This window comes from Rhodoferax sp. (assembly GCF_028688795.1).
GTDB lineage: Bacteria > Pseudomonadota > Gammaproteobacteria > Burkholderiales > Burkholderiaceae_C > Rhodoferax.
Genome location: NZ_JAQTXM010000006.1, coordinates 79524 through 99404 on the forward strand (window position 1 = coordinate 79524; position 19881 = coordinate 99404).

Below are 19881 nucleotides of genomic sequence, written 5' to 3' on the forward strand. Positions count from 1 at the left end.
TCGGCAGCATAGGCTACTGCGTTGCTTTTCGCCTCGCCATGGCCGCCGACAGACCGCTTATCTGTTGTTTTATACAGTAACATCCTCGCCATGGCCAAAGAAAAAACCCACTACGTCTGTTCTGATTGCGGCGGCAGCAGCCCCAAATGGCAGGGCAAATGCCCCAGTTGCAACGCCTGGAACACACTGATTGAATCGGTGCCCGAGAGCAGCACCCCCACCAAAAACCGCTTTGCATCGTTGGCAAAAACCGCTGGCGTGGCGGTGCTGGGCGACATTGACGCGGTCGATTTTGCCCGCACGCCCACCGGCCACGAAGAGCTTGACCGCGTGCTGGGTGGCGGCATGGTCGAAGGCGGTGTGGTACTCATCGGTGGCGACCCCGGCATTGGCAAATCGACACTTTTGCTTCAGGCACTGGATTCGTTGCAGCGCAGTGGCCAAAGCACCTTGTACGTCACGGGCGAAGAAAGCGGCGCGCAAGTGGCGCTGCGGGCGCGCCGCCTGGGACTGGACGGCTCACAAGTGAAGGTGCTGGCCGAAATTGGTCTGGACAAAATTCTGGCCACGCTAGAGGCCATGCAGCCCGACGTGGCGGTGATCGACTCGATTCAAACCGTGTACTCCGAGCAACTCACCTCGGCCCCCGGCTCGGTGGCGCAAGTGCGCGAATGCGCCGCGCACCTGACGCGTTACGCCAAAGCAAGCGGACGCTCAGACGACAAACCTCATGGCCGTGCCACCAGCATCGTGCTGGTCGGCCACGTCACCAAAGAAGGCGCTTTGGCGGGCCCGCGCGTGCTGGAGCACATGGTCGACACCGTGCTTTACTTTGAAGGCGACACCCACAGCAGCTTCAGATTGGTGCGCGCCATCAAGAACCGCTTTGGCGCAGTCAATGAAATCGGCGTCTTCGCCATGACCGAAAAAGGCCTGAAGGGCGTCAGCAATCCCAGTGCGATTTTTTTGAGCCAGCATGCCGAGCCCGTGCCGGGCAGTTGCGTCATGGTCACGCTGGAGGGCACGCGGCCGATGTTGGTCGAGATTCAGGCGCTGGTCGACAGCGGCGGCCCATCACCCCGGCGCCTGAGCGTGGGCTTGGACAAAGACCGCCTGGCGATGCTGCTGGCGGTGCTGCACCGCCACGCCGGTGTGGCATGTATGGACCAAGATGTGTTTGTCAACGCGGTGGGCGGTGTGCGCATCAGCGAGCCGGCCGCCGATTTGGCCGTGCTGCTGGCGATCACCTCCTCACTCAGAGGCAAGCCACTGCCCAAGGGCTTTTTTGCCTTTGGCGAGGTCGGTTTGGCCGGTGAAGTACGCCCCGCGCCGCGCGGCCAAGAGCGACTGAAAGAGGCGGCCAAACTGGGTTTCAGCGTGGCCGTGGTGCCCAAGGCCAATGTACCCAAAAACCTCAAAAGCAAAGACTTTGAAGGCCTGACCATTCACGCCGTGGAGCGGGTCGAGCAGGCCATGGAAGTGGTGCGCGGTCTGGTCTGAAAATAGCTATTTAAAAAATAGCTGCTTGCGCATATTTTAAAAGGGCTAGAGGCCTAAAACACTGTTAATTTCTTACCAGTGTGTTGCCTGAGTTCTTGACCGCAGCGCCCACCGCCAGGCCTGGGTCTTGTTCAAACGTGAAGTTGGCCGTATGGCCATCGGTGTACTTCACGCTGACCGTCCAGACCTTGCTGGTGTTCATGTTTTCTTGAATTTTTTTACCCGCATAGGCACCGCCTGCAGCGCCAGCAAGGGTGGCCAGGTCTTTGCCCAAACCACCACCCACTTGGTGGCCCAGCACGGCACCGGCCACACCGCCAGCAATCAGGCCCACGGCGTTGCTGTCACCAGGTTTGTCAGCCACGGTGACGGCGGTGACATGGCCACAGTCGGTGCAGACGGGTTGCGCCGACTGGCTGGTGTAGACCGTGCCGGCCTTATTGGCTGGCATCGCCTTGCTGACCTTGCTTGCAGCCAGCGCCTTGTTATATACCGCTTGCGCGTCACGACGGCATTGCAGGCGGGCTTCGGACGAGGCCTCGTCTGCGCAGAGTTTCTTGTCGGCCTCATACCGGGACTTGGCTTCTTTGGCCGTGGGCGCGGCCTGTGGGTTGCTGGACCAGGTTTGTGCCTGGGCGCCCAGGCTGCAGGCACCCAGCAACAAGCCGGTGGCGAGCCAGGAAACCAAAGAACGAGGTGTGAATGTCGATGTCATGAAATGCTCCTGAAATAAAAAAAGGCCCCAAAGAACTTGCGGCTCACGAAAAGGCCCCGAGGATACTGCGCCCGACAGACTTTTTCCGTCCGCGCCAACCAGTACGACCCGCCCTTAAGATTTGCTTAATCCGCACACCCTACATTACCGCCAACGCCCAAACGTTGGAAGTCCACGATGTCACGTTTTCCCCTATTTTTTAAACAACGCTGGTGCAGGTGGCCTCAACGCTTTCGGCAAAATGACCATGACTGACTCAGCGGCGGCGCTGACCGAGCCATCCATCAACCATCACCACGGGGTAAAACATGCGCATTTTGTTGGCTGAAGACGATGCCATGCTGGGCGACGGCCTGCGAGCCGGCCTGCGCCAGCAAGGCTTTCAGGTGGACTGGGTACGCGATGGCATGGCCGCCGAGCGGGAAATCAGCACCGGCGACTACCAGGCCGCCGTGCTTGACCTGGGCCTGCCGCAAAAAGACGGCATGGACGTGCTGCAAGCCCTGCGCAGCAAAAAAATTGCCACGCCCATCCTGGTGCTGACCGCCCGCGACGCCGTGCCCGACCGCATCAAAGGCCTGGACTTGGGCGCTGACGACTATGTGCTCAAGCCGGTTGACCTGTACGAGTTGGGTGCACGCCTGCGCTCATTGGTACGCCGTGCACACGGCCAAATCCAGGAGCTGTTGACTTGCGGCGCGGTCCAGATGAACCCGGCAAGCAGAGAAGTCACCTTTGAGGGCCATGCGGTGACGCTGTCAACCCGCGAATACGACTTGCTGCATGCCCTGATGCTGGCGGTAGGCCGCGTCATGTCGCGCGAGCAGCTTGAACAACAGCTCTACAGCTGGGGCCATGAAGTTGAAAGCAATGCCATCGAGGTGCACATTCACCACCTGCGCAAGAAACTCACGCCAGAACTGATCCAGACCGTGCGCGGCATTGGCTACACCTTGATGCGCCCCAAAGACCCCGCCTGACATTGGTCATATGACCCTTTTGCCCCAACTCAAATCCCTGCAAGCGCGTCTGTTGGCGTTGCTGCTGCTGATGGTGACCCTGGTCTGGGTCGCAGCGGCCGTGTTGACCTGGGTCGATGCCAAGGACGAACTCGATGAATTGCTCGACGGCCATCTGGCCCAGTCTGCCGCGCTGCTGATCGTCCAGCAGACCGGCCACGGCGGTGGCAAGTCCAGTGACGCGTTAGAAAGCGATCATGTGGAAGACGCGCCTTCGCTGCACAAATACGCCCCACGCGTGGCCTTTCAGGTGTTTCATGAAGGCCAGTTGACTCTGCGCTCGGCCAACGCCATCAGCACCCCGATGTCGGACAAGACCAAAGGCTTTGCCACTGTCAAACTCAAGGACCAAGGCGAGTGGCGGGTGTTTGGCGCGCGGGGCAACGAGGGCGATGTGCAGGTGTTTGTCGGCGAACAAATCGACTCCCGCAACAGCATTTTGTGGGCGGTGCTCAAGGCGGTGCTGATGCCACTGATGTACGCCCTGCCGCTGCTGGCCGTGGTGGGCTGGCTGGCGGTGCGCAATGGCCTGGCGCCACTGCGGCACTTGAGCGAGGCGCTGGCGCAGCGCAAGCCGCAGGCCCTGGAGCCTGTGATACTGAAAGACCTGCCAACCGAAATTGAGCCTGTGATGCAGTCGCTGAACGCCCTGTTTGAGCGCATCGGGGCCATGATGACCTCAGAGCGGCGCTTCACCGCCGACGCTGCGCATGAACTGCGCACGCCCATTGCGGCCATTCGCACCCAAGCGCAAGTGGCTCTGGGCGCCATCGCTGACGATGAGCGTCGCCACGCCCTGAACTACACCCTGGCCGGCTGTGACCGGGCCGCCCATCTGGTGGAGCAACTGCTGACACTGTCACGGCTGGAATCTTGCAGTAGCGCGGCGCCCAGCAGCATGGTCGACGTGTCAGCCGTGGCGCAGCGCGTGGCCGCCGACTTGGCGCTAACCGCCTTGGCGCGCCAGCAGGAATTGGTGCTGGACGCCCCGGCACACGCCTTCATCGCCGCCGATGAGATGCTCACCAGCGTGCTGGTGCGCAACCTGCTGGACAACGCCCTGCGCTACAGCCCGGACGCCGCCCAGGTGTTGGTGTCGGTGACCTGTGATGCCCACGATGTGACTTTGCGCGTTGATGACAGCGGCGCAGGCATGTCCGATGCCGACATGGCCCGACTGGGCGAACGCTTCTACCGAGTGCTGGGCACTGGGCAGACCGGCAGCGGCCTGGGCTGGTCAATCGTTCGCCGCATCGCCAACGTCTATGCGGCACAGGTCGATGTGCACCGCTCGGCACGGCTGGGCGGCCTGTGCGTGAAGGTGTGCTGGGCCGCTGCAGCCGCATCGACAACGGCCACTGTGCCGACTGCCCGCTCCCGCTGATTTACCCTCGCCAGGGAGCCCTCCAGCGAGCGGGAAAACCCCTTACATCTCCTTACATAATTTGACACTGATATACAACTTTTATATCCACAATGACTGTCGGCCTATTACTAACAACCAAAGGAAAAAAATGAACCCTGTTCTTCGCCTCACAGGCGCAGCCCTCTGCGCAGCCGGTTTGAGTTTGGCTGCGCAAGCCCAAACCGCACCGCCCGCCGGGCGACTGTTGGCCTCCAACTGCTTCCAGTGTCACGGCACCAATGGTGCCGGCCCGGGCTTTGACAAGCTGAGCGGCAAGTCATCCTCAGAAATCTACAAAGACCTCAAAGAATTCCAGTCCGGGAAAGAGGGCAACGGCATCATGGCCAAACACGCCATGGGCTATACCGACGCACAACTGCTGTCTCTCTCCAGCTGGCTGTCTACACAGCGCTAACCCATAAACACCCGGAGCATCATCATGGATAGAAGAAATTTTTTGTCAAAGAGCAGCGCAGCTTTGGCAGTAGCCTCACCACTGGCTTGGGCAGATGACGATAAGAAGAAATCAAAAAAATCGAGCGATCACCACGACAAGCCCAAAACCACTGAGCCCACAACGCCTGCGCCAAACCCCACGACACCGCCAACGGGCACAACCAAGTCTCGCGTCATCGTGATTGGCGGCGGCATGGCTGGTGCCACAGTGGCCAAATACCTGCGCTTGTGGGGCGACAACATTGCTGTGACGCTGATCGAGCGCAACAGCAGCTACATCTCCAACATCATGAGTTCGATGGTGCTGACCGGCCAGCGCACGGTCTCCAGCCTGACCTACAGCTATAGCAAACTGACGTCGGCGTATGGCGTGACTGTGGTCAAGGGTGATGTCGTCGAGATCGACCCCGTCGGCGTGAAAGTCAAGCTGGCCAACGGCACGATTTTGACGGCCGACCGCATCGTGATGGCCACCGGCATCGAGTTTGATGCGGTCCCCGGTCTGATCGACACCAATGTCATGCCTCATGCCTGGCAAGCCGGTGCACAAACGACCCTGCTGGCCAGTCAACTCAACAGCATGACCGATGGTGCTCCGGTGGTACTGACGATTCCGAAGGTGCCTTACCGTTGCCCCCCCGGACCGTATGAGCGTGCCTGCTTGATGGCCGACTGGCTTAAAACCCGCAAGCCCAAGTCCAAGATGTTTGTGCTCGATGCCAACCCCGGCATCGTGACCGAAGTCGACAACTTCACCAAAGCGTTTGCCATGCACGGCATCACCTATGTGCCCAACGCTGAAATCCTGAGTGTGGACCCGGCGACCAAGAGCCTGACAACCACCATGGGCAACTTCATCAACAACGGTGTGGTCAACCTGATTCCGGGGCAACGCGCTGGCAAGCTGATCACCACAGCAGGCCTAAACAACGCCACCAAGCTGATCGGTGACAGCGCCTTCAGGTTTGCCGGTGTCAACCAGTTGAGCTACGCCAGCACAGTGAGCGGCGCGGGCAAGGTGCACGTCATTGGCGACTCCAGCGCCACACCACAACCCAAAGCCGGCCACATTGCCAATCAGGAGGCAAAAGTGTGCGCCGATGCCATCGTGCGCTCTTTTGCCGGTTTGCAGCCTGACCAGGCGCCCGTGACCAACTCGGCCTGCTACTCCACCATCACCATGACACAAGCGTCATGGCTGGAGGCGGTGTTTCAGTACAACCCGGCAACCGCCGCCATGGTCGCTTCGGTGGCAGGTTCTGGCGCATCGGTGGGCTGGGACACAGAGAACTTCGAGGACATGAACGAATGGTTCACTGCCTTGATGGCTGACAGCTTCGCCTGATTGCAGCGCGCGAAAGCGCACTCAGAAAAGGGCCAATCGAGGGCTGACCCGGATCGGGTCAGCCCCGTAAAATACCGGTTTTGACCTTCAGCGCCATGCTGACTTTTAAGGAACAACCGATGAGCCCCCTACCCCCTTCGATGGCCGACCGCGACGGCAAAATCTGGATGGATGGCCAGATGGTGGATTGGCGCGACGCCAAGATCCATGTGCTGACCCACACCCTGCACTACGGCTGCGGTGCTTTTGAAGGCGTGCGCGCTTACAACACGGTGAATGGTCCCGCCATTTTCCGGCTTGAAGAGCACACGGAGCGCCTCTTCAACAGCGCCAAAATCCTGCGCATGAAAATCCCGTTCACCAAAGAAGAAGTCATGGAGGCTCAAAAAGCTGTCATCCGCGACAACCAGCTTGAATCCGGCTACATCCGCCCCTTGACCTGGATTGGCGATAAAAAACTGGGTGTGTCACCCAAGGGCAACACCATCCACCTGATGGTCGCCGCTTGGCCCTGGGGCGCCTATCTGGGTGAAGAAGGCTTGAAACGCGGCATCCGCGTGAAGATTTCCAGCTACACCCGCCACCACGTCAACATCACCATGACCCAAGCCAAGGCGGTGAGCAATTACACCAACTCGATTCTGGCCAACATGGAAGCCACCGACGACGGCTACGACGAAGCCATGCTGCTCGACGCCAGCGGTTTTGTGAGCGAAGGTGCCGGCGAAAACCTGTTTGTGGTGAAAGATGGCGTGGTCTACACGCCTGACCTGTCGGCTGGCGCGCTAAACGGCATCACCCGTAACACCGTGCTGCACATCTGCAAAGACCTCGGGCTGGAAGTGGTACAAAAGCGCATCACCCGTGACGAGGTGTACATCAGCGATGAAGCCTTCTTCAGTGGCACGGCAGCAGAGATCACGCCGATCCGCGAGCTTGACCGCATTGAACTGGGCAAGGCCCATTACGTGGGCACCCGCGGCCCCATCACCGAGAAAATCCAGAGCGCGTTCTTTGACATCGTCAACGGCCGCAACCCCAAATACGCCCATTGGCTAACCCAGGTCTGAACACCATGACAAACGCAACTGTTGAACTATTAGCCAAAGACCTGAACCATCAGGGCGGGGTGTTTTGCCCCAGCCCTTTGGCCAAGATGGAGGTCGCCAACACCCACCCCAAGGTGTACCTGGACGTGGCCCGCACCGGCCAGGCCAAGTGCCCGTATTGCGGCACGGTTTACAAACTGAAAGACGGCGAGCACTTTGACGGCCAACATTAAGTGAGGTTGACGCCTGCAATCGGTCACCCGGCAACTGAATCGGGCGTGCGCAGCCTGATCATCGCCCCGCAATGGATTGGCGACGCGGTGATGACCGAGCCGCTGCTAAGTCGCCTGCACACGCGCGGTGAGCGCCTGACGGTTGGCGCACTGCCCTGGGTGGCGCCGGTGTACCGGGCCATGCCGCAAGTGGCAGAGGTCATTGAGTTCCCGTTTGCCCATGGTGGCCTGCAACTGCGCGAGCGCCTGCGCCTGGCCAGGCAGATCGATGGTCAGTTTGACATGGCCTACATTTGCCCCAATTCCCTTAAAAGCGCGCTGCTGCCACTTTTGGCGGGCATCCCGAAACGGGTTGGCTACCTGGGCGAAGCCCGCGTGGGACTGTTGACGCACCGCCTGAAAAATCCAGCCAAGGCGCAACGACCGCCAATGGTGGCGTTTTACTCGGCCTTGAGTGGCGACACCGACATCACGCATGACCAACCCCGGTTACAGCTTGAGGCCGGCGAAACCGATGCCACCCTGAACCAGTTCGGCTTGCAACGCGGTGGCTACTACGTGTTGGCACCAGGCGCTGAGTTCGGCCCGGCCAAACGCTGGCCCACCCCGCACTTTGCGGAGCTTGCGCGACAACTCAAAATGCCTGTGGTGTTGCTGGGGTCGGGCAAAGAAGCCACGCTGTGCGACGAGATTGAGCAGGGGTGTCAGCAAGCCCATGCCAGCACCCTGACTGCCGGGCGAACGCCCAGCAACAGTGACCCCGACAACACGCTGCCCGCGCGCTACCCAACGGTCATCAACCTTGCAGGAAAAACATCGCTCGCCCAAGCGCTGGCATTGATCAGTGCGACCAAATGCATTGTCAGCAACGACTCTGGCCTGATGCATGTGGCAGCCGGTTTTGGTGTGCGCCAAATCGCTATTTTTGGATCAAGCAGTCCGCTGCACACCCCCCCCCTGAATGGCCAGGCCAGTGTGCTTTGGCTCAAGAACCAGCCCGATTACCAGCCGCCACTGGACTGCGCCCCCTGCTTCGAGCGCACTTGCCCGCTGGGCCATACGCGTTGCCTGCACGACATCAGCGCCGAAAATGTGCTACAACTAATATAGCTACTTGCGCTTTATTCACAAGGGCTAGAGGCTAATTTAGCTTAAAAAAAAGCCACCCGAAGGTGGCTTGTAAAAGTTCCCCGTGGGGGAACGTCGTTGGAAACTTCACGCGAACTCTCTTCAAACTTAACGAAATCAGGAGTTTCTTGGCTTCAATACTGTGACAGCAGTTAGGTCATACTGTAGCGGGCATCCAATGACTTGGGTATCCCCCATTTGGGGGATTTTGAAGACTATTTCAGTAACCAAATGTACGCCGCCGGGGCTAGCTGGTTTTTTTACGTTTGGCTCAACGGCAACTCAATGACAAAACACGCCCCGCCACCGGCGCGGCTCTCACAATAGGCGCGCCCACCATGGCGTTGCGCAATGGATTTCACCAGAGCCAGCCCCAAGCCGACACCGCCATCGCGTTCGGTGGCACCCGGCAGGCGGTAAAATGGCTCAAAAATACGGGCCTGTAGTTCTGCGGGAACACCTGGCCCGCGGTCACCCACGCGGATTTCTGCAAACTGCGGCATCTGACGCAGGGTCAAGCTGATGCTACCCGCACCGTAGCGGTGAGCGTTTTCCAACAGGTTGCGCACCGCACGGCGCAGCAATTTGGCCACGCCCTGAACCTCAAGCTCCGTGCGGGTCGCATGGGCCGCGTCACCCGAGGCATCAAACTGCACCTCAAACTCGGCGTCTACCCGGGCGCACTCTTCAGCGGCCAGGCCCACCAGGTCCACCGACTCGATGGTGCCCATGTCGGCTTCGCGCGCATCCAGGCGGCTGGCCAGCAGGATTTCTTCAATCAACTGATCGAGCTCGCTGATGTTGCGGGAGATTTCATCACGAAAGGCTGGTGTGGCGGATGGCCCCATCAGCTCCAGCCCCATGCGAATCCGGGTGAGCGGCGAGCGCAATTCATGCGAGGCGTTGGCCAGCAGAGATTTTTGCGACGCCAGCAACGACTCATGCGACTGCACCAGGGTTTGAATGCGTTCGGCGGCGTGGTTGAAGCGTTTGGCGAGAAACCCCACTTCGTCCTGACCGCCCTCAGGCACACGCACCGACAGATCGCCCTCGCCCCACTGCTGCACACCGTCTTGCAGGCGCTCCAGGCGACGGGTGAGCTTGCGCACAATCGGGTAAGTGGCCAACGCCACGGCCAGGCCTACCCACACCAGCATCCAGGCAAAGCCAAAGGGTGGCCGGCTCCAGAACGAGGCCGGTGGGCGCATCAAATGCATGCGCATCATTTGACCGTCGTGCATACGCACCAAAAACTCAGGTCCGCCGCCACCCGACCCGCGCTCCGCGGCTTCGGGACGGTTCGACGTCACTGGCTCATCGGCATTGCCTGACTCATTGGCGGCGGCATTTGATGCTGCAGCATCTGGCGCGGTGGGCAAAACAGCCTGGCCATCAGGGTGTTCGGCACGAGTCATGCGATCATGTCTCGTTGACCCGCGAAGCGGCCGCAAGGGACGACCTTCGTCATCCATCACCACGCCCCGCGGCAGCCCGCGGCCAATGATTTGACCCGCCTCATTGCGCACCACCACATCGCGCAGCGGCGGCTCAGCGGCCAGGCGCCAGACCCAGCCCACCAGCAAGATCAGCACCGCCACCGCCATCACCACCGCCAGCCAGATGCGAACGTAGAGCTTTTTGAACATCAGTCTTGCTGCCGGGCAAACACGTAGCCAACGCCGCGAACTGTCAGTATGCGTTTAGGAGCTTTTGCATCAAGCTCAATGGCGGCGCGAATGCGACCCATGTGCACGTCGATGGAACGGTCAAAGGCTTCGAGTTCTCGTCCGCGCACAGCCTCCATGATCTGGTCACGGGTCAACACCCGCCCGGCGCGCTCGGCCAGTGCCACCAACAGGTCAAACTGGTAAGACGTCAGGTCACACGCCACGCCTGCCACACTCACGGTGCGTGCATCGCGATCGATCTCGAGGGAGCCAAAACGCAGCGTGGTGCCATTCGACGCCGTGGGGCCGTCACCCTGGCGGCGCAGCACGGCGCGAATACGGGCCAGCAACTCGCGCGGCTCGAAAGGTTTGGGCAAGTAGTCGTCCGCGCCCATTTCAAGCCCAATGATGCGGTCCATCGGGTCGCCCTTGGCGGTGAGCATCAACACCGGTGTGCGGCCCAACGCGCCGGGCAGGGCACGGATGCGACGGCACACCTCCAGACCATCCATGTCGGGCAACATCAGGTCCAGGATCACCAGGTCGGCGGCATTGACTTGCAACTGCGTCAAGCCCGCCTGCCCGTCGCCCGCGTGCGTGACCTGATAGCCCGACTGACCCAAGTAGGCGCTCACCATGTCGGCCAAGCGCACATCGTCTTCAATCATCAGCAGCTGTTGGTTCATGAGGTCAGTCTAATACGCGGCCACATCGCAGCCTTGAAGAGGGCGTAAAGTTAGGTAAACCCAGTCTTTGATTGAATACCAACCGATTCCCCCGCGCATCCCTCCTAGAATCGCCCCAAACTGAAGCCTGGATAAAAATGCGCCACCCTTACCAAATTTACTGTTTTTGCCTTGCCATTTGCGCAGCTTTGCTCGGGTGCGGTGGTGGTGGCGGTGGCGGGTCATCGGGATGCGGGTCCTGGGTCGGCTGCGACAGCGGCTCTTCTGGTGGCGCTGACAATCAACCTCCCCCCATTCCAGAGCCGCCACCCGCACCAGGGCGGCAATTCACGGTGCGGCAACTCGCCATGGCAGCGGACAGTTACGCCATTTATTACGGCGAACTGGATGCCACCAGCATTCAGGCACTCAAACAACACCCACTGGTCATTGTTCACCCACACAACGGCAACATTGTTCGGTCGCAGATCCGTGACATTCAAAATGGGATTGATCCGGCCAATGCCGCCGATGATGTGGTGGTGCTTTGCTACATCTCCATCGGTGAAGATTCCAGAACCTTTAATTTGACTGACGCTCAGCTGCGCGCAGATCCGCGCTTCACCGGGGACGGCACCGGGCCCTCCGTTGACCCCCGTGGCATCAACCCGACAACGCGGTCGCTGCTTGGATTAAACCCAACCGGCAAGCCAACCAATGCCGGGTTTGCCTCCTGGTATGTCAACGACAACGCCAACTACAACGCCACCGCACGCCGCGGCGTACCCGACGAAAACCCCAACTTTCTGACGCGCTTGGTCAATGCAGGCGATCCGGCCTGGTACGCGTTGGTGAACGATGAATTGGCCGATTCGCCGGTGCCACCGGGATACCCGAACACACCGCCTGGCCTGAAAGAGATGCTGACCACCAGCACCGGGCGGGGTCTTGGCTGTGACGGCGTTTTTCTTGACACCATGGACACCGCCGCACCTAACTCTTACGCGCCAGAACTCTCCAATTCCGAGTGGACAGCCAAGGGTTACACCGACTTCATTCAACGGCTGCGGCGGGGCTACCCCGACAAGGTGATTCTGCAAAATCGCGGGATTTTTTTCTTTGATCCGAGGGAGCCGCACTATGAGGTTTCTGCACGCGGCAGCGTTGACCTGGTGCTGCTCGAAAGCTATCGAATGGATTCAGACCCAACGCGCGTCATCAGCGATTACTTTCCAGACAACAAATACAACTACGCACCCAAATTGATGGCAGAAGCCAACCGCGCTGACGGCTTCAAAGTGATTTCGTTGGACTATGTAAACGGCTGGGGCGGCGATGGCGTATTGCCGAAACCGGGCATCGACATCCTCACCTTGACCGGTGACTCAACCACCGGCATAGCCGAATTGCAGACGAACATTGATGAGGCGCTGTCGATGGGTTTTAGACCTTACCTGACCGATGCACCCGTGACCTACATCAACCCGTTTGTTGAGCGCCATGCCAATCTGGTTGACAAGACGCCACCGGTTTGGTCTAGCACCTACAACACCAATGCGGCGTGGCCGGCCGCCGCCCCGGTGCCACGTGTCGGTATCCAGAAGGCCGCGACAACGTCAGGCAGCTTGAGCATTTCTTGGGATGTGGCCCTGGACATGAACCGCGTCAGTTACGCCCTTTATTACCAGACCACGCCCTTCGACTTTGCAGCCAACCCGAAGTTAACTGGCGCAACCCGCGTCGTTTTGTCGCCAACGGTGGGCGAGGGTTATGCGCAAACCTGGGGCCATCCAAACCCAGACACTGCCTTGCAGAACCTGTACCCGTATCAACAGTCTGTAACCGGGCTGGCACCTGGCAAAACCTACTATTTGCTGATCCGCGCCTTTGACAGTGTCGGCAATGAAGATGCAAACCAGGTGGTGCTCAGCGCGCCGCTGTAGGCATACCAAGCGGCAAAGGATCAAGACCGTATTGGCTTGATCAAGAATGGCTTCGCCCCACTGAGCGATCTTTAACAAAACAATAGCTACTTACGCTTATTTAACAAGGGCTAGAGGCTTATTTAGCCTTGAAGTTAGCCAGACAAGCAGCAACACGGGCGCCCCCAACAGGGCGGTGACGATAAAGAAGTCCGCGTAGCCAAAAGCATCCACATAGAGCCCCGAGTAGCCCGCCAGAAATTTGGGTAACAGCAGCATCATGGAACTGAACAGCGCATATTGTGTGGCCGAGTAGTTGACATTGGTCAGGCTCGACAGGTAGGCAATGAACGCCGCCGAGGCAATGCCGCTGGCGAGGTTGTCGGCCGAGATCACAAAAATCAGGCCATTCAAATCATGCCCCCGTGTGCTCAAGGCGGCAAACATCAGGTTACTGGCGGCGCTGAGCACGGCCCCGAGCATCAGCACCCGCATGACGCCCAGCCGCATGGCCAGCACACCGCCGACAAACGCACCTACCAGGGTCATGATGACGCCAAACACCTTGGTGACGGCCGCCACTTCGTCCTTGCTGTAGCCCATATCGACATAAAACGGGTTGGCCATGATGCCCATCACCACGTCGCTGATGCGGTAGGTGGCAATCAACGCCAAGATCAGTACGGCTTGCCAACGGTAACGGCTGACAAAGTCGGCAAACGGCTCAACCAGCGCGCCGCGTAGCCAGTCCAGCGCATTTTTAGCGGGCGGCAAACTGCGGCGCAAAGGTTCCTTTGAAAGCAATACCGTCAACACGCCGGGCAACATGCTGGCGGCCATCACCAGATAAGCGGTGTGCCAGGCACCGTGCTGGTAACCCACCGAGCCCGCCACCTCGGCCCGGGCGGCCAGCCACAACACACCGGCACCGGCCCAGATCATGGCCAGGCGATAACCGGTCTGGTAGGACGCAGCCAGCGCTGCCTGGCGGTCCATGTCAGCCGATTCGATGCGAAAGGCATCCAGCGCGATGTCTTGGGTGGCCGAGCCAAAGGCCACGGCCAAAGCACCCCATATCACCGGCAGCAGCGCCACTTGCGGGTCGTTGAACGACATGGCGACCAGCCCAACCATGATGGCAACTTGCGACAGCAGCAGCCAACTGCGTCGGCGTCCCAGCACTCGCGTCAGCACCGGAATGGGCAAGCGGTCCACCAGCGGTGCCCAGACCCACTTGAAGGCGTACGCCAGGCCGACCCAGCTCAGGTAACCAATGGTCGTGCGGTCTATGCCCGCTTCCCGCAGCCAGAAACTCAGCGTGCCTAACACCAGAAGCAGCGGCAAGCCAGCCGAAAACCCGAGCGAGAGCATGCGCAGCGAAGCAGGTTCCAGGTAAACCCTGAAGGCGGCCAGCCAGCCGCGCCGCGCTGGGGCAGGTGAAATATTTTCCGGGGTCATTTAGAAATAAACGATGAAAAGCCGCTGTGTGCAGGCTGCATCATTGCAGCATGAAGGTCTGATACTCAAGGCGCTCAAGCTTTCTGTTCAGCACCCAAATACCGGTCAACACTGTGAGCAACATGGCCAACGCGAAACCGTAGCCAAACCACGCCGCCCCCAGGTACAGGGAAATCGCCGTGAAGACCGCGTTGGAGACCACCAGCAGCCCCGTCAACCCGACCACCGCCCGACGCTGGTCCAGATAAAACAGCACATTCAAAATACCCAGCAGCACCACTTGCAACGCGACGCCCACCACATCCACATACAGCAGGGGAAGGTACAGCGTGGAAATACCCACAGCCTTCAGCAACACGCCACCCAGCGCAAAGGTGACGAGCACCGCAATGGCCTGAATCTTCGCAATGTCAAACAAGCCGCGCTGCACGTAATACACCATGTGGTTGCGCATGCGCTCGATGTAGTCCAATGTGGCGCCGTCCCGCACGGCGTCATAGAACTTCACGTAATACTCAACAAAGTCGGTCTCAATGCGCACCAGAAAAACGGCCATGCCAGGAATCACGGACAGGTAGGCAAGAAAAATAGGAAAGTCATAAATCACCGACGCGTGCAAAGGCCCAATCACCTGTTGGCCGGTGCCGGGGAAATACCAAAACATCAACTTGTCAATCCATGCACCCAGGTTAAACAGAAAACCGGTAGCCATCAGGGCGCCGTACATGGCGCCAGACTTCCAAATGTCAAAGGCGATGAACTGGTCGGACTGGTAAGTGCGGTAAATCAGCCAGATCATGCCCATCAACAACAGGTAGTGGCCCAACACAAAACCGAGCAGTAGGCCGTCCATGCCCAAAAAGGGCCGAAAAAGCATGGCCAAGCCCAAAGTGGCGCTATAGCCTATGAAAAAGATCAGCACAATGGCCCGGTAATGCTTCATGCCGGTCAAAAAGACGGTGGCAATCCAGATTGCCGACATGATCGCCAGGCCCAAAATGAACAACAAACGGTAAAGCACCGTTTGCTCTGGAAAAAGAAAAGCCGCGGCCGGCAAGGCAAGCAGCACACTGACCACCACCGCCACCAAAATCAGCCCATTGAAATTGGGCAGAATCGCGGTTTCTTTTTTCTCAAAGATACGGTCAGCGACAAAACGGGTAAACGACAACTGCACCAGGCCAGTTCCAATCAATGAGATCAGAAAAAGGTAGGTCACCGTCACCTGAAACTGTGAAATCGCCTCTTTGGGCGCCACCAGGCCCAGACTCAACACGCCAATCAGCATGATGCCGATGATCGACAGCACCCAAGGCCCGGAGCTGATCAGCCCGGCAAACGCGTAGGCCTGCAACAGGCCTGAGTAGGTCTGTTTCTTGAGGAGCTTACGCAGCTCGAAGCCTATGCCTGCCATTGCAAGTTCCGCTCATAAAGCGCCCGGTAGCGGGCAAACATGACGTCCTGGGCATAGTAGGCCTCGACCCGCTTGATGCCCGCAACGCTGGCGCTGTGCCACGCGGCCTCATCCCCCAGCAAGGCCAGCGCTGCTTGCGCCAAGGCCTCTGGGTCAGCAATACGTACCACCTGGCCAGACGTACCGAACGCGGCATCCTCGCCGGGCAAGCCGAACACCAATTGTCGGCACGAACCGACGTCGGTAGCCACCGTGGGCACACCGGCGGCGTAGCCCTCAAGAATCACCAGGGGCAGGCCTTCACTGATGGAGCTCAACACCACCAGCCCGACCTTTGGCAACAGGTCGGTGAGCTTCTGAAAGCCCAAAAACTTGACCGCATCAGTCAGGCCCAATTGCGCTGCCAGGTCGCGGCACTCCTGCGCGTAGTCGGGAGCTTCTTCCTCGGGCCCGGCTATCCAGGCTTGCGCTTCAGGCAAATGCTTGACCACAGTCACCATGGCACGAATGAAGGTCTTGATGTCCTTGATGGGCACCACACGCCCGATCAGACACAACACCTTGGGCACCACTGGGGGACGCTGCAAGCGCAGCGCTGCAAATCGCGCAACATCCACGCCGTTGGGAATATTGCCCGTGCGCTCAGGCGGTGCGCCATCCTGCAACTGCCGCTGCCGGTTGGCCTCAAACAGCGCAATGATGTCGTTGGCCGCCTGATAGGTCACATAGCCCAGATGTTCAAAAAAACGGATCCAGAGTTGGCGGAAATAGCTCACCCGCGATGGATCCCGGTCGAACACACTGCGGTTGTCCTTGAGCCACTGCGCCTGGTAGAGGTCAATTTTGCGCTCTTTGACATAAATACCATGCTCGCTGAGCATCAATGGCCGCTGGTTGCGGTGCTTCAGCAACACCCCCAAGATGCCGGCGTAGCCGGTAGACACCGAGTGGTAGACCCGCGCCTTGGGGCAGCTCAGCGCCACCTCCCGCAAGCGCCAAAACGGGGCATGAATGGTTCTGATAGTCCAGAAGTAATCCACAAACGACGGGTCTGTGCTGTGCTTGCGGTAACTCTTCTTGATGTATTCCCAAGAGGCTTTGCTGTACAAAAACACCTCCTCGCTTAACTTGCCATCAGGGCCGGCCTCGTCCATCAGCTGTGCAAACATGTGCTCGCACTGGGGTGCACGCAGGTTGGTTTCAAACTGGGTATGAACACTTTCCACCATGGCCATGGTGTCAGCATCTGCCACCACCGGCGCGACCGGGGGCGTGTCATGCTCGCCATAAATATAGGCCACCTGCAGGTGCACCAGGTTATCGGGCAGGACATAACGCATGTCGCCATAGTCTTCTGGCCGGCTGCCCAAAAACACGGCACCAAACCGGATGTCCGGGAAGCCGCGAATGATTTGATTGACCCAGCTCGACACACCACCGGCGACAAAAGGAAACGTGCCCTCCAGCAGCAGCAGCACATCCACGCTGTCCGACGTCGGGTAACGCGTTTTAGATATGGGGGAGGTATTTACGGTCACGGTAGTTGATCTCATTGGCTCGCGCGCCCCAAATGTCTTCGACGGCACGGGTGCGCGATGCCAGATTCAGGGAGGTCAGTTGCGCCATGAGCTGTTTGACTTGTACAAACTCACGGCGCCCAAAGGCAATTTCAGCCAGGTAGGGTAACGCTGATGTTTTGGGTTGCCCCAAATCCATGGCTCGCAGCATGGCCTGCTCAGCACCCTCTGTATCGCCTAACTCAAGCAGTATCCGGCCCTGCAGAAACACCAGGCCTGACCCGGTAGGCACGCTCAAGGCCAGCGCCTGGTCTACGTAGGCACGGGCTTGGCGCAGCATGTGCTGGCGCAATTCACCCTGGATCAGGCAGGCGTAAACCAGCTCCCAGTTCAGCTCCGCCAGACGCCGCAATGAGTCATAGCGTTGCGCGGTGGACAACTGGCGTTTCAGGCGTTCAGATTCGAAGCGGATTTCTTTGGCAATTTTTTTCTCTTCGGCGTCCAGCATGCCGAATGCCACCAGGCGCACGTCTTCGGTGGCATCACTCAAAAGCTCCTCCAAAATGGGGTTTGACACTTTGCTGGGCACCGCTTGCAGGGTCAACAGCGACTGCATGCGAATGCCGCTGGGAACCGCTTCGCTCAATCGGGAACGAATGGCACCTTGGCCGCCGCGGTGCTGGTCCTTCGACTGCACGTCGTACAGCGGCAGGTCCAGCGACACCGGCACGGCAAACCGGGCATCTTCCACCGGCTTGCGCAAGTTGGCGCGGATCATCACCAGCAAGCCAATGGCACCGATCACCGGCGCTACAAAAGCAAAGGAGAACATCAGGAGCGTCACGGGCAGCCTGGGGTGGTGAAAGCGCCGTGGCAGCATCACGTAGGTCGCCAAGCCAGCCACAACACTAACCAAGGCGTGCGCGAGCAACACCGCCCAGAAAGCCATCGGCGAAGTCGACAAGACCATGGGACTCAACAAAAGCCCGATGTCGGCCACGACGGCGGACCAGGTCCAGTAAAGCGGGTTCACGAACGGCCCACCGCCTCAGCCAACTCTGCCAACGGGTCCCGGCTGTCAAAGTCGATCACCTGCACCTGTATTTTCAAGGTCGCAAAATCGCCCTGAAACCGGCTTTGCAACCACTCTTCCACCCGCAGAAAAAACCCGTCTTTGGCCGAGCTTGAGGCAAATGGCATCAACACCACCAACACCGGTGCATCCTGTACAAAGGTTTGCCAATACAGGTCCAGACCGCGCTTGATGCGCAAGAACTCAGCCGGAATTTCATTGCGACGCGGCCCGGTAAAGTGCATCACCACCATGTGACTTGGCAAAGCAACCTTTTGATGCAGCCGCAGCAAACGCGCCAGCTCCTGCGCAAACAAATAGGGCATGTCGGGCAACTGTTTCTGAATGGTGGCGACACCGCTGGCAGAGCGCAGGTTGTCGGCAAAATAACCCAGCATGACCAACATCATTTGCAGGTTTTCATTTGTCAATGCAAAAAAGGGCATGCGGGTCACGGCCAGCACACCAACCAGTTCGCTGTCCCCGGCCACCAGGGGCGCCACCACCAGCTGGGAGGTATGACGCTGAAGGCTGGCCTCTTGGTTGGCAATGTGCGCTAGAGCGCCTTTTTCCAGCACCAGTTGCAGCAACTCATCACTGCCCGACATGGCCACTGGCTCGCCCAAGCGGGCAATGGATTGGCCCAACACGTAAGACGACCCATGCGGCTCCAGCAAATAGATTTGCGCTGACTCGATGCTCACATACTGCGACAGCAGTTGCAGCAAGCCGGTCGAACCAGGCATGGGGTTGTCAGGCGTGGCTTCCGTGGAGAGTAGCCGCAACCTGGCCAAGGCATCACGCAAGGAACCGGGTCGTGCCAGCATTTCCTGCTCCAGCCGGTCATGCGAAAGGTTCAGCAGCAAATGCCGTTTGGTCAAGCGCGCAAGACGCTCAGACATGTAGAGGTAGGCCTCTTCCATGCGCTTGTTGCGGTCGCGCCAGACATCGCTGAACTCACCACAAAGCAGCACCGTCAAGCCACCCCCAAAAAGCAGGGCTTCAGGCACGCCATCGGGCAAGCGGCCGAGTTGCCAAGCCAGCCAGAAATTGGCCACCAGCACACTGAACGACAACAAGCTTGGCAACACGCCATAGCGCAGGGCAACCAACACAGGCGCAAAGAAGAGCCAGGGAAAACCTTGCTGCGCCAAAGTGGGGTCGTCTGGTGTGGCCCACCACGCCAGCGCGACAGAGCCTAGGGTAATGACTGCAATTTCCACCCACTGCATGCGCGTGGTGGTGGCTTCAGGAGCCAACGCCTCACCACCAAAGACAGTCTTCAGCAGCCGGCCAAAAGAAAACTGCGCCATGTG

Annotated in this window: 17 protein-coding genes; 9 read left to right on the plus strand and 8 right to left on the minus strand. The window is 59.3% G+C overall.

Going from position 1 to position 19881, the window contains the following annotated elements; all coding sequences use genetic code 11:
- Positions 1-90 precede the first annotated feature (90 nt).
- Complete coding sequence (gene radA, locus PHQ58_RS06495; RefSeq protein WP_300108658.1) at positions 91-1500, plus strand: DNA repair protein RadA; 1410 nt, start codon at positions 91-93, stop codon at positions 1498-1500.
- 64 nt (positions 1501-1564) lie between these two features.
- On the opposite strand, the gene PHQ58_RS06500 is transcribed toward radA, so the two are convergent.
- On the minus strand, positions 1565-2215 hold the full coding sequence (locus PHQ58_RS06500) for a glycine zipper 2TM domain-containing protein (protein WP_300108661.1): 651 nt from the start codon (positions 2213-2215) through the stop codon (positions 1565-1567).
- 308 nt (positions 2216-2523) lie between these two features.
- Between PHQ58_RS06500 and PHQ58_RS06505 the strand changes: the two genes are divergently transcribed.
- The 7 genes from PHQ58_RS06505 to waaF all read left to right on the plus strand — a co-directional run bounded on the left by PHQ58_RS06505 (position 2524) and on the right by waaF (position 8832).
- A complete protein-coding gene (locus PHQ58_RS06505) occupies positions 2524-3195 on the plus strand; it encodes a response regulator transcription factor (RefSeq protein ID WP_300108664.1) in 672 nt (223 codons plus the stop codon).
- Positions 3196-3205: 10 nt separating this feature from the next.
- Positions 3206-4618, plus strand: coding sequence for an ATP-binding protein (locus PHQ58_RS06510; RefSeq protein ID WP_300108667.1), 1413 nt, complete (start codon positions 3206-3208; stop codon positions 4616-4618).
- A gap of 130 nt (positions 4619-4748) precedes the next feature.
- Positions 4749-5054, plus strand: coding sequence for a c-type cytochrome (locus tag PHQ58_RS06515; RefSeq protein WP_300108669.1), 306 nt, complete (start codon positions 4749-4751; stop codon positions 5052-5054).
- Positions 5055-5078: 24 nt separating this feature from the next.
- Complete coding sequence (locus PHQ58_RS06520; protein ID WP_300108672.1) at positions 5079-6440, plus strand: FAD/NAD(P)-binding oxidoreductase; 1362 nt, start codon at positions 5079-5081, stop codon at positions 6438-6440.
- Positions 6441-6559: 119 nt separating this feature from the next.
- Complete coding sequence (locus PHQ58_RS06525) at positions 6560-7510, plus strand: branched-chain amino acid transaminase (RefSeq protein ID WP_300108684.1); 951 nt, start codon at positions 6560-6562, stop codon at positions 7508-7510.
- Positions 7511-7515: 5 nt separating this feature from the next.
- Entirely contained in the window at positions 7516-7722 is a 207-nt protein-coding gene (locus PHQ58_RS06530; protein WP_300108686.1) for a zinc-finger domain-containing protein, read from the plus strand.
- Between the two features lie 6 nt (positions 7723-7728).
- On the plus strand, positions 7729-8832 hold the full coding sequence (waaF, locus tag PHQ58_RS06535; protein WP_300108688.1) for a lipopolysaccharide heptosyltransferase II: 1104 nt from the start codon (positions 7729-7731) through the stop codon (positions 8830-8832).
- A gap of 278 nt (positions 8833-9110) precedes the next feature.
- On the opposite strand, the gene PHQ58_RS06540 is transcribed toward waaF, so the two are convergent.
- Together PHQ58_RS06540 and PHQ58_RS06545 are read right to left on the minus strand one after the other, a co-directional pair.
- Complete coding sequence (locus PHQ58_RS06540; RefSeq protein WP_300108690.1) at positions 9111-10496, minus strand: cell wall metabolism sensor histidine kinase WalK; 1386 nt, start codon at positions 10494-10496, stop codon at positions 9111-9113.
- Positions 10496-11203 (minus strand): response regulator transcription factor, encoded by a 708-nt coding sequence (locus tag PHQ58_RS06545; protein ID WP_300108692.1) that lies wholly within the window; start codon positions 11201-11203, stop codon positions 10496-10498. The genes PHQ58_RS06540 and PHQ58_RS06545 overlap by 1 nt, the downstream gene beginning before the upstream one ends.
- 347 nt (positions 11204-11550) lie before the next feature.
- On the opposite strand from PHQ58_RS06545, the gene PHQ58_RS06550 reads away from it, so the two are divergent.
- Positions 11551-13125 (plus strand): hypothetical protein, encoded by a 1575-nt coding sequence (locus PHQ58_RS06550; RefSeq protein ID WP_300108694.1) that lies wholly within the window; start codon positions 11551-11553, stop codon positions 13123-13125.
- A gap of 96 nt (positions 13126-13221) precedes the next feature.
- On the opposite strand, the gene PHQ58_RS06555 is transcribed toward PHQ58_RS06550, so the two are convergent.
- Genes PHQ58_RS06555 through PHQ58_RS06575 form a run of 5 tightly spaced genes read right to left on the minus strand, consistent with a single transcriptional unit; the run spans position 13222 to position 19878 of the window.
- The gene (locus PHQ58_RS06555) at positions 13222-14562 is read right to left on the minus strand and encodes an AmpG family muropeptide MFS transporter (protein ID WP_300108696.1); all 1341 of its coding nucleotides are present in this window, start codon (positions 14560-14562) and stop codon (positions 13222-13224) included.
- 40 nt (positions 14563-14602) lie between these two features.
- Positions 14603-15976: an exopolysaccharide Pel transporter PelG gene (gene pelG / locus PHQ58_RS06560; protein ID WP_300108698.1), complete on the minus strand. Its 1374-nt coding sequence runs from the start codon at positions 15974-15976 to the stop codon at positions 14603-14605.
- Entirely contained in the window at positions 15964-17514 is a 1551-nt protein-coding gene (pelF, locus tag PHQ58_RS06565) for a GT4 family glycosyltransferase PelF (protein ID WP_300108700.1), read from the minus strand. Before pelF ends, pelG begins: the two co-directional genes overlap by 13 nt.
- Positions 17486-18526: a hypothetical protein gene (locus PHQ58_RS06570; protein WP_300108702.1), complete on the minus strand. Its 1041-nt coding sequence runs from the start codon at positions 18524-18526 to the stop codon at positions 17486-17488. Before PHQ58_RS06570 ends, pelF begins: the two co-directional genes overlap by 29 nt.
- Positions 18523-19878 (minus strand): PelD GGDEF domain-containing protein, encoded by a 1356-nt coding sequence (locus PHQ58_RS06575; RefSeq protein WP_300108704.1) that lies wholly within the window; start codon positions 19876-19878, stop codon positions 18523-18525. Before PHQ58_RS06575 ends, PHQ58_RS06570 begins: the two co-directional genes overlap by 4 nt.
- Positions 19879-19881 lie beyond the last annotated feature (3 nt).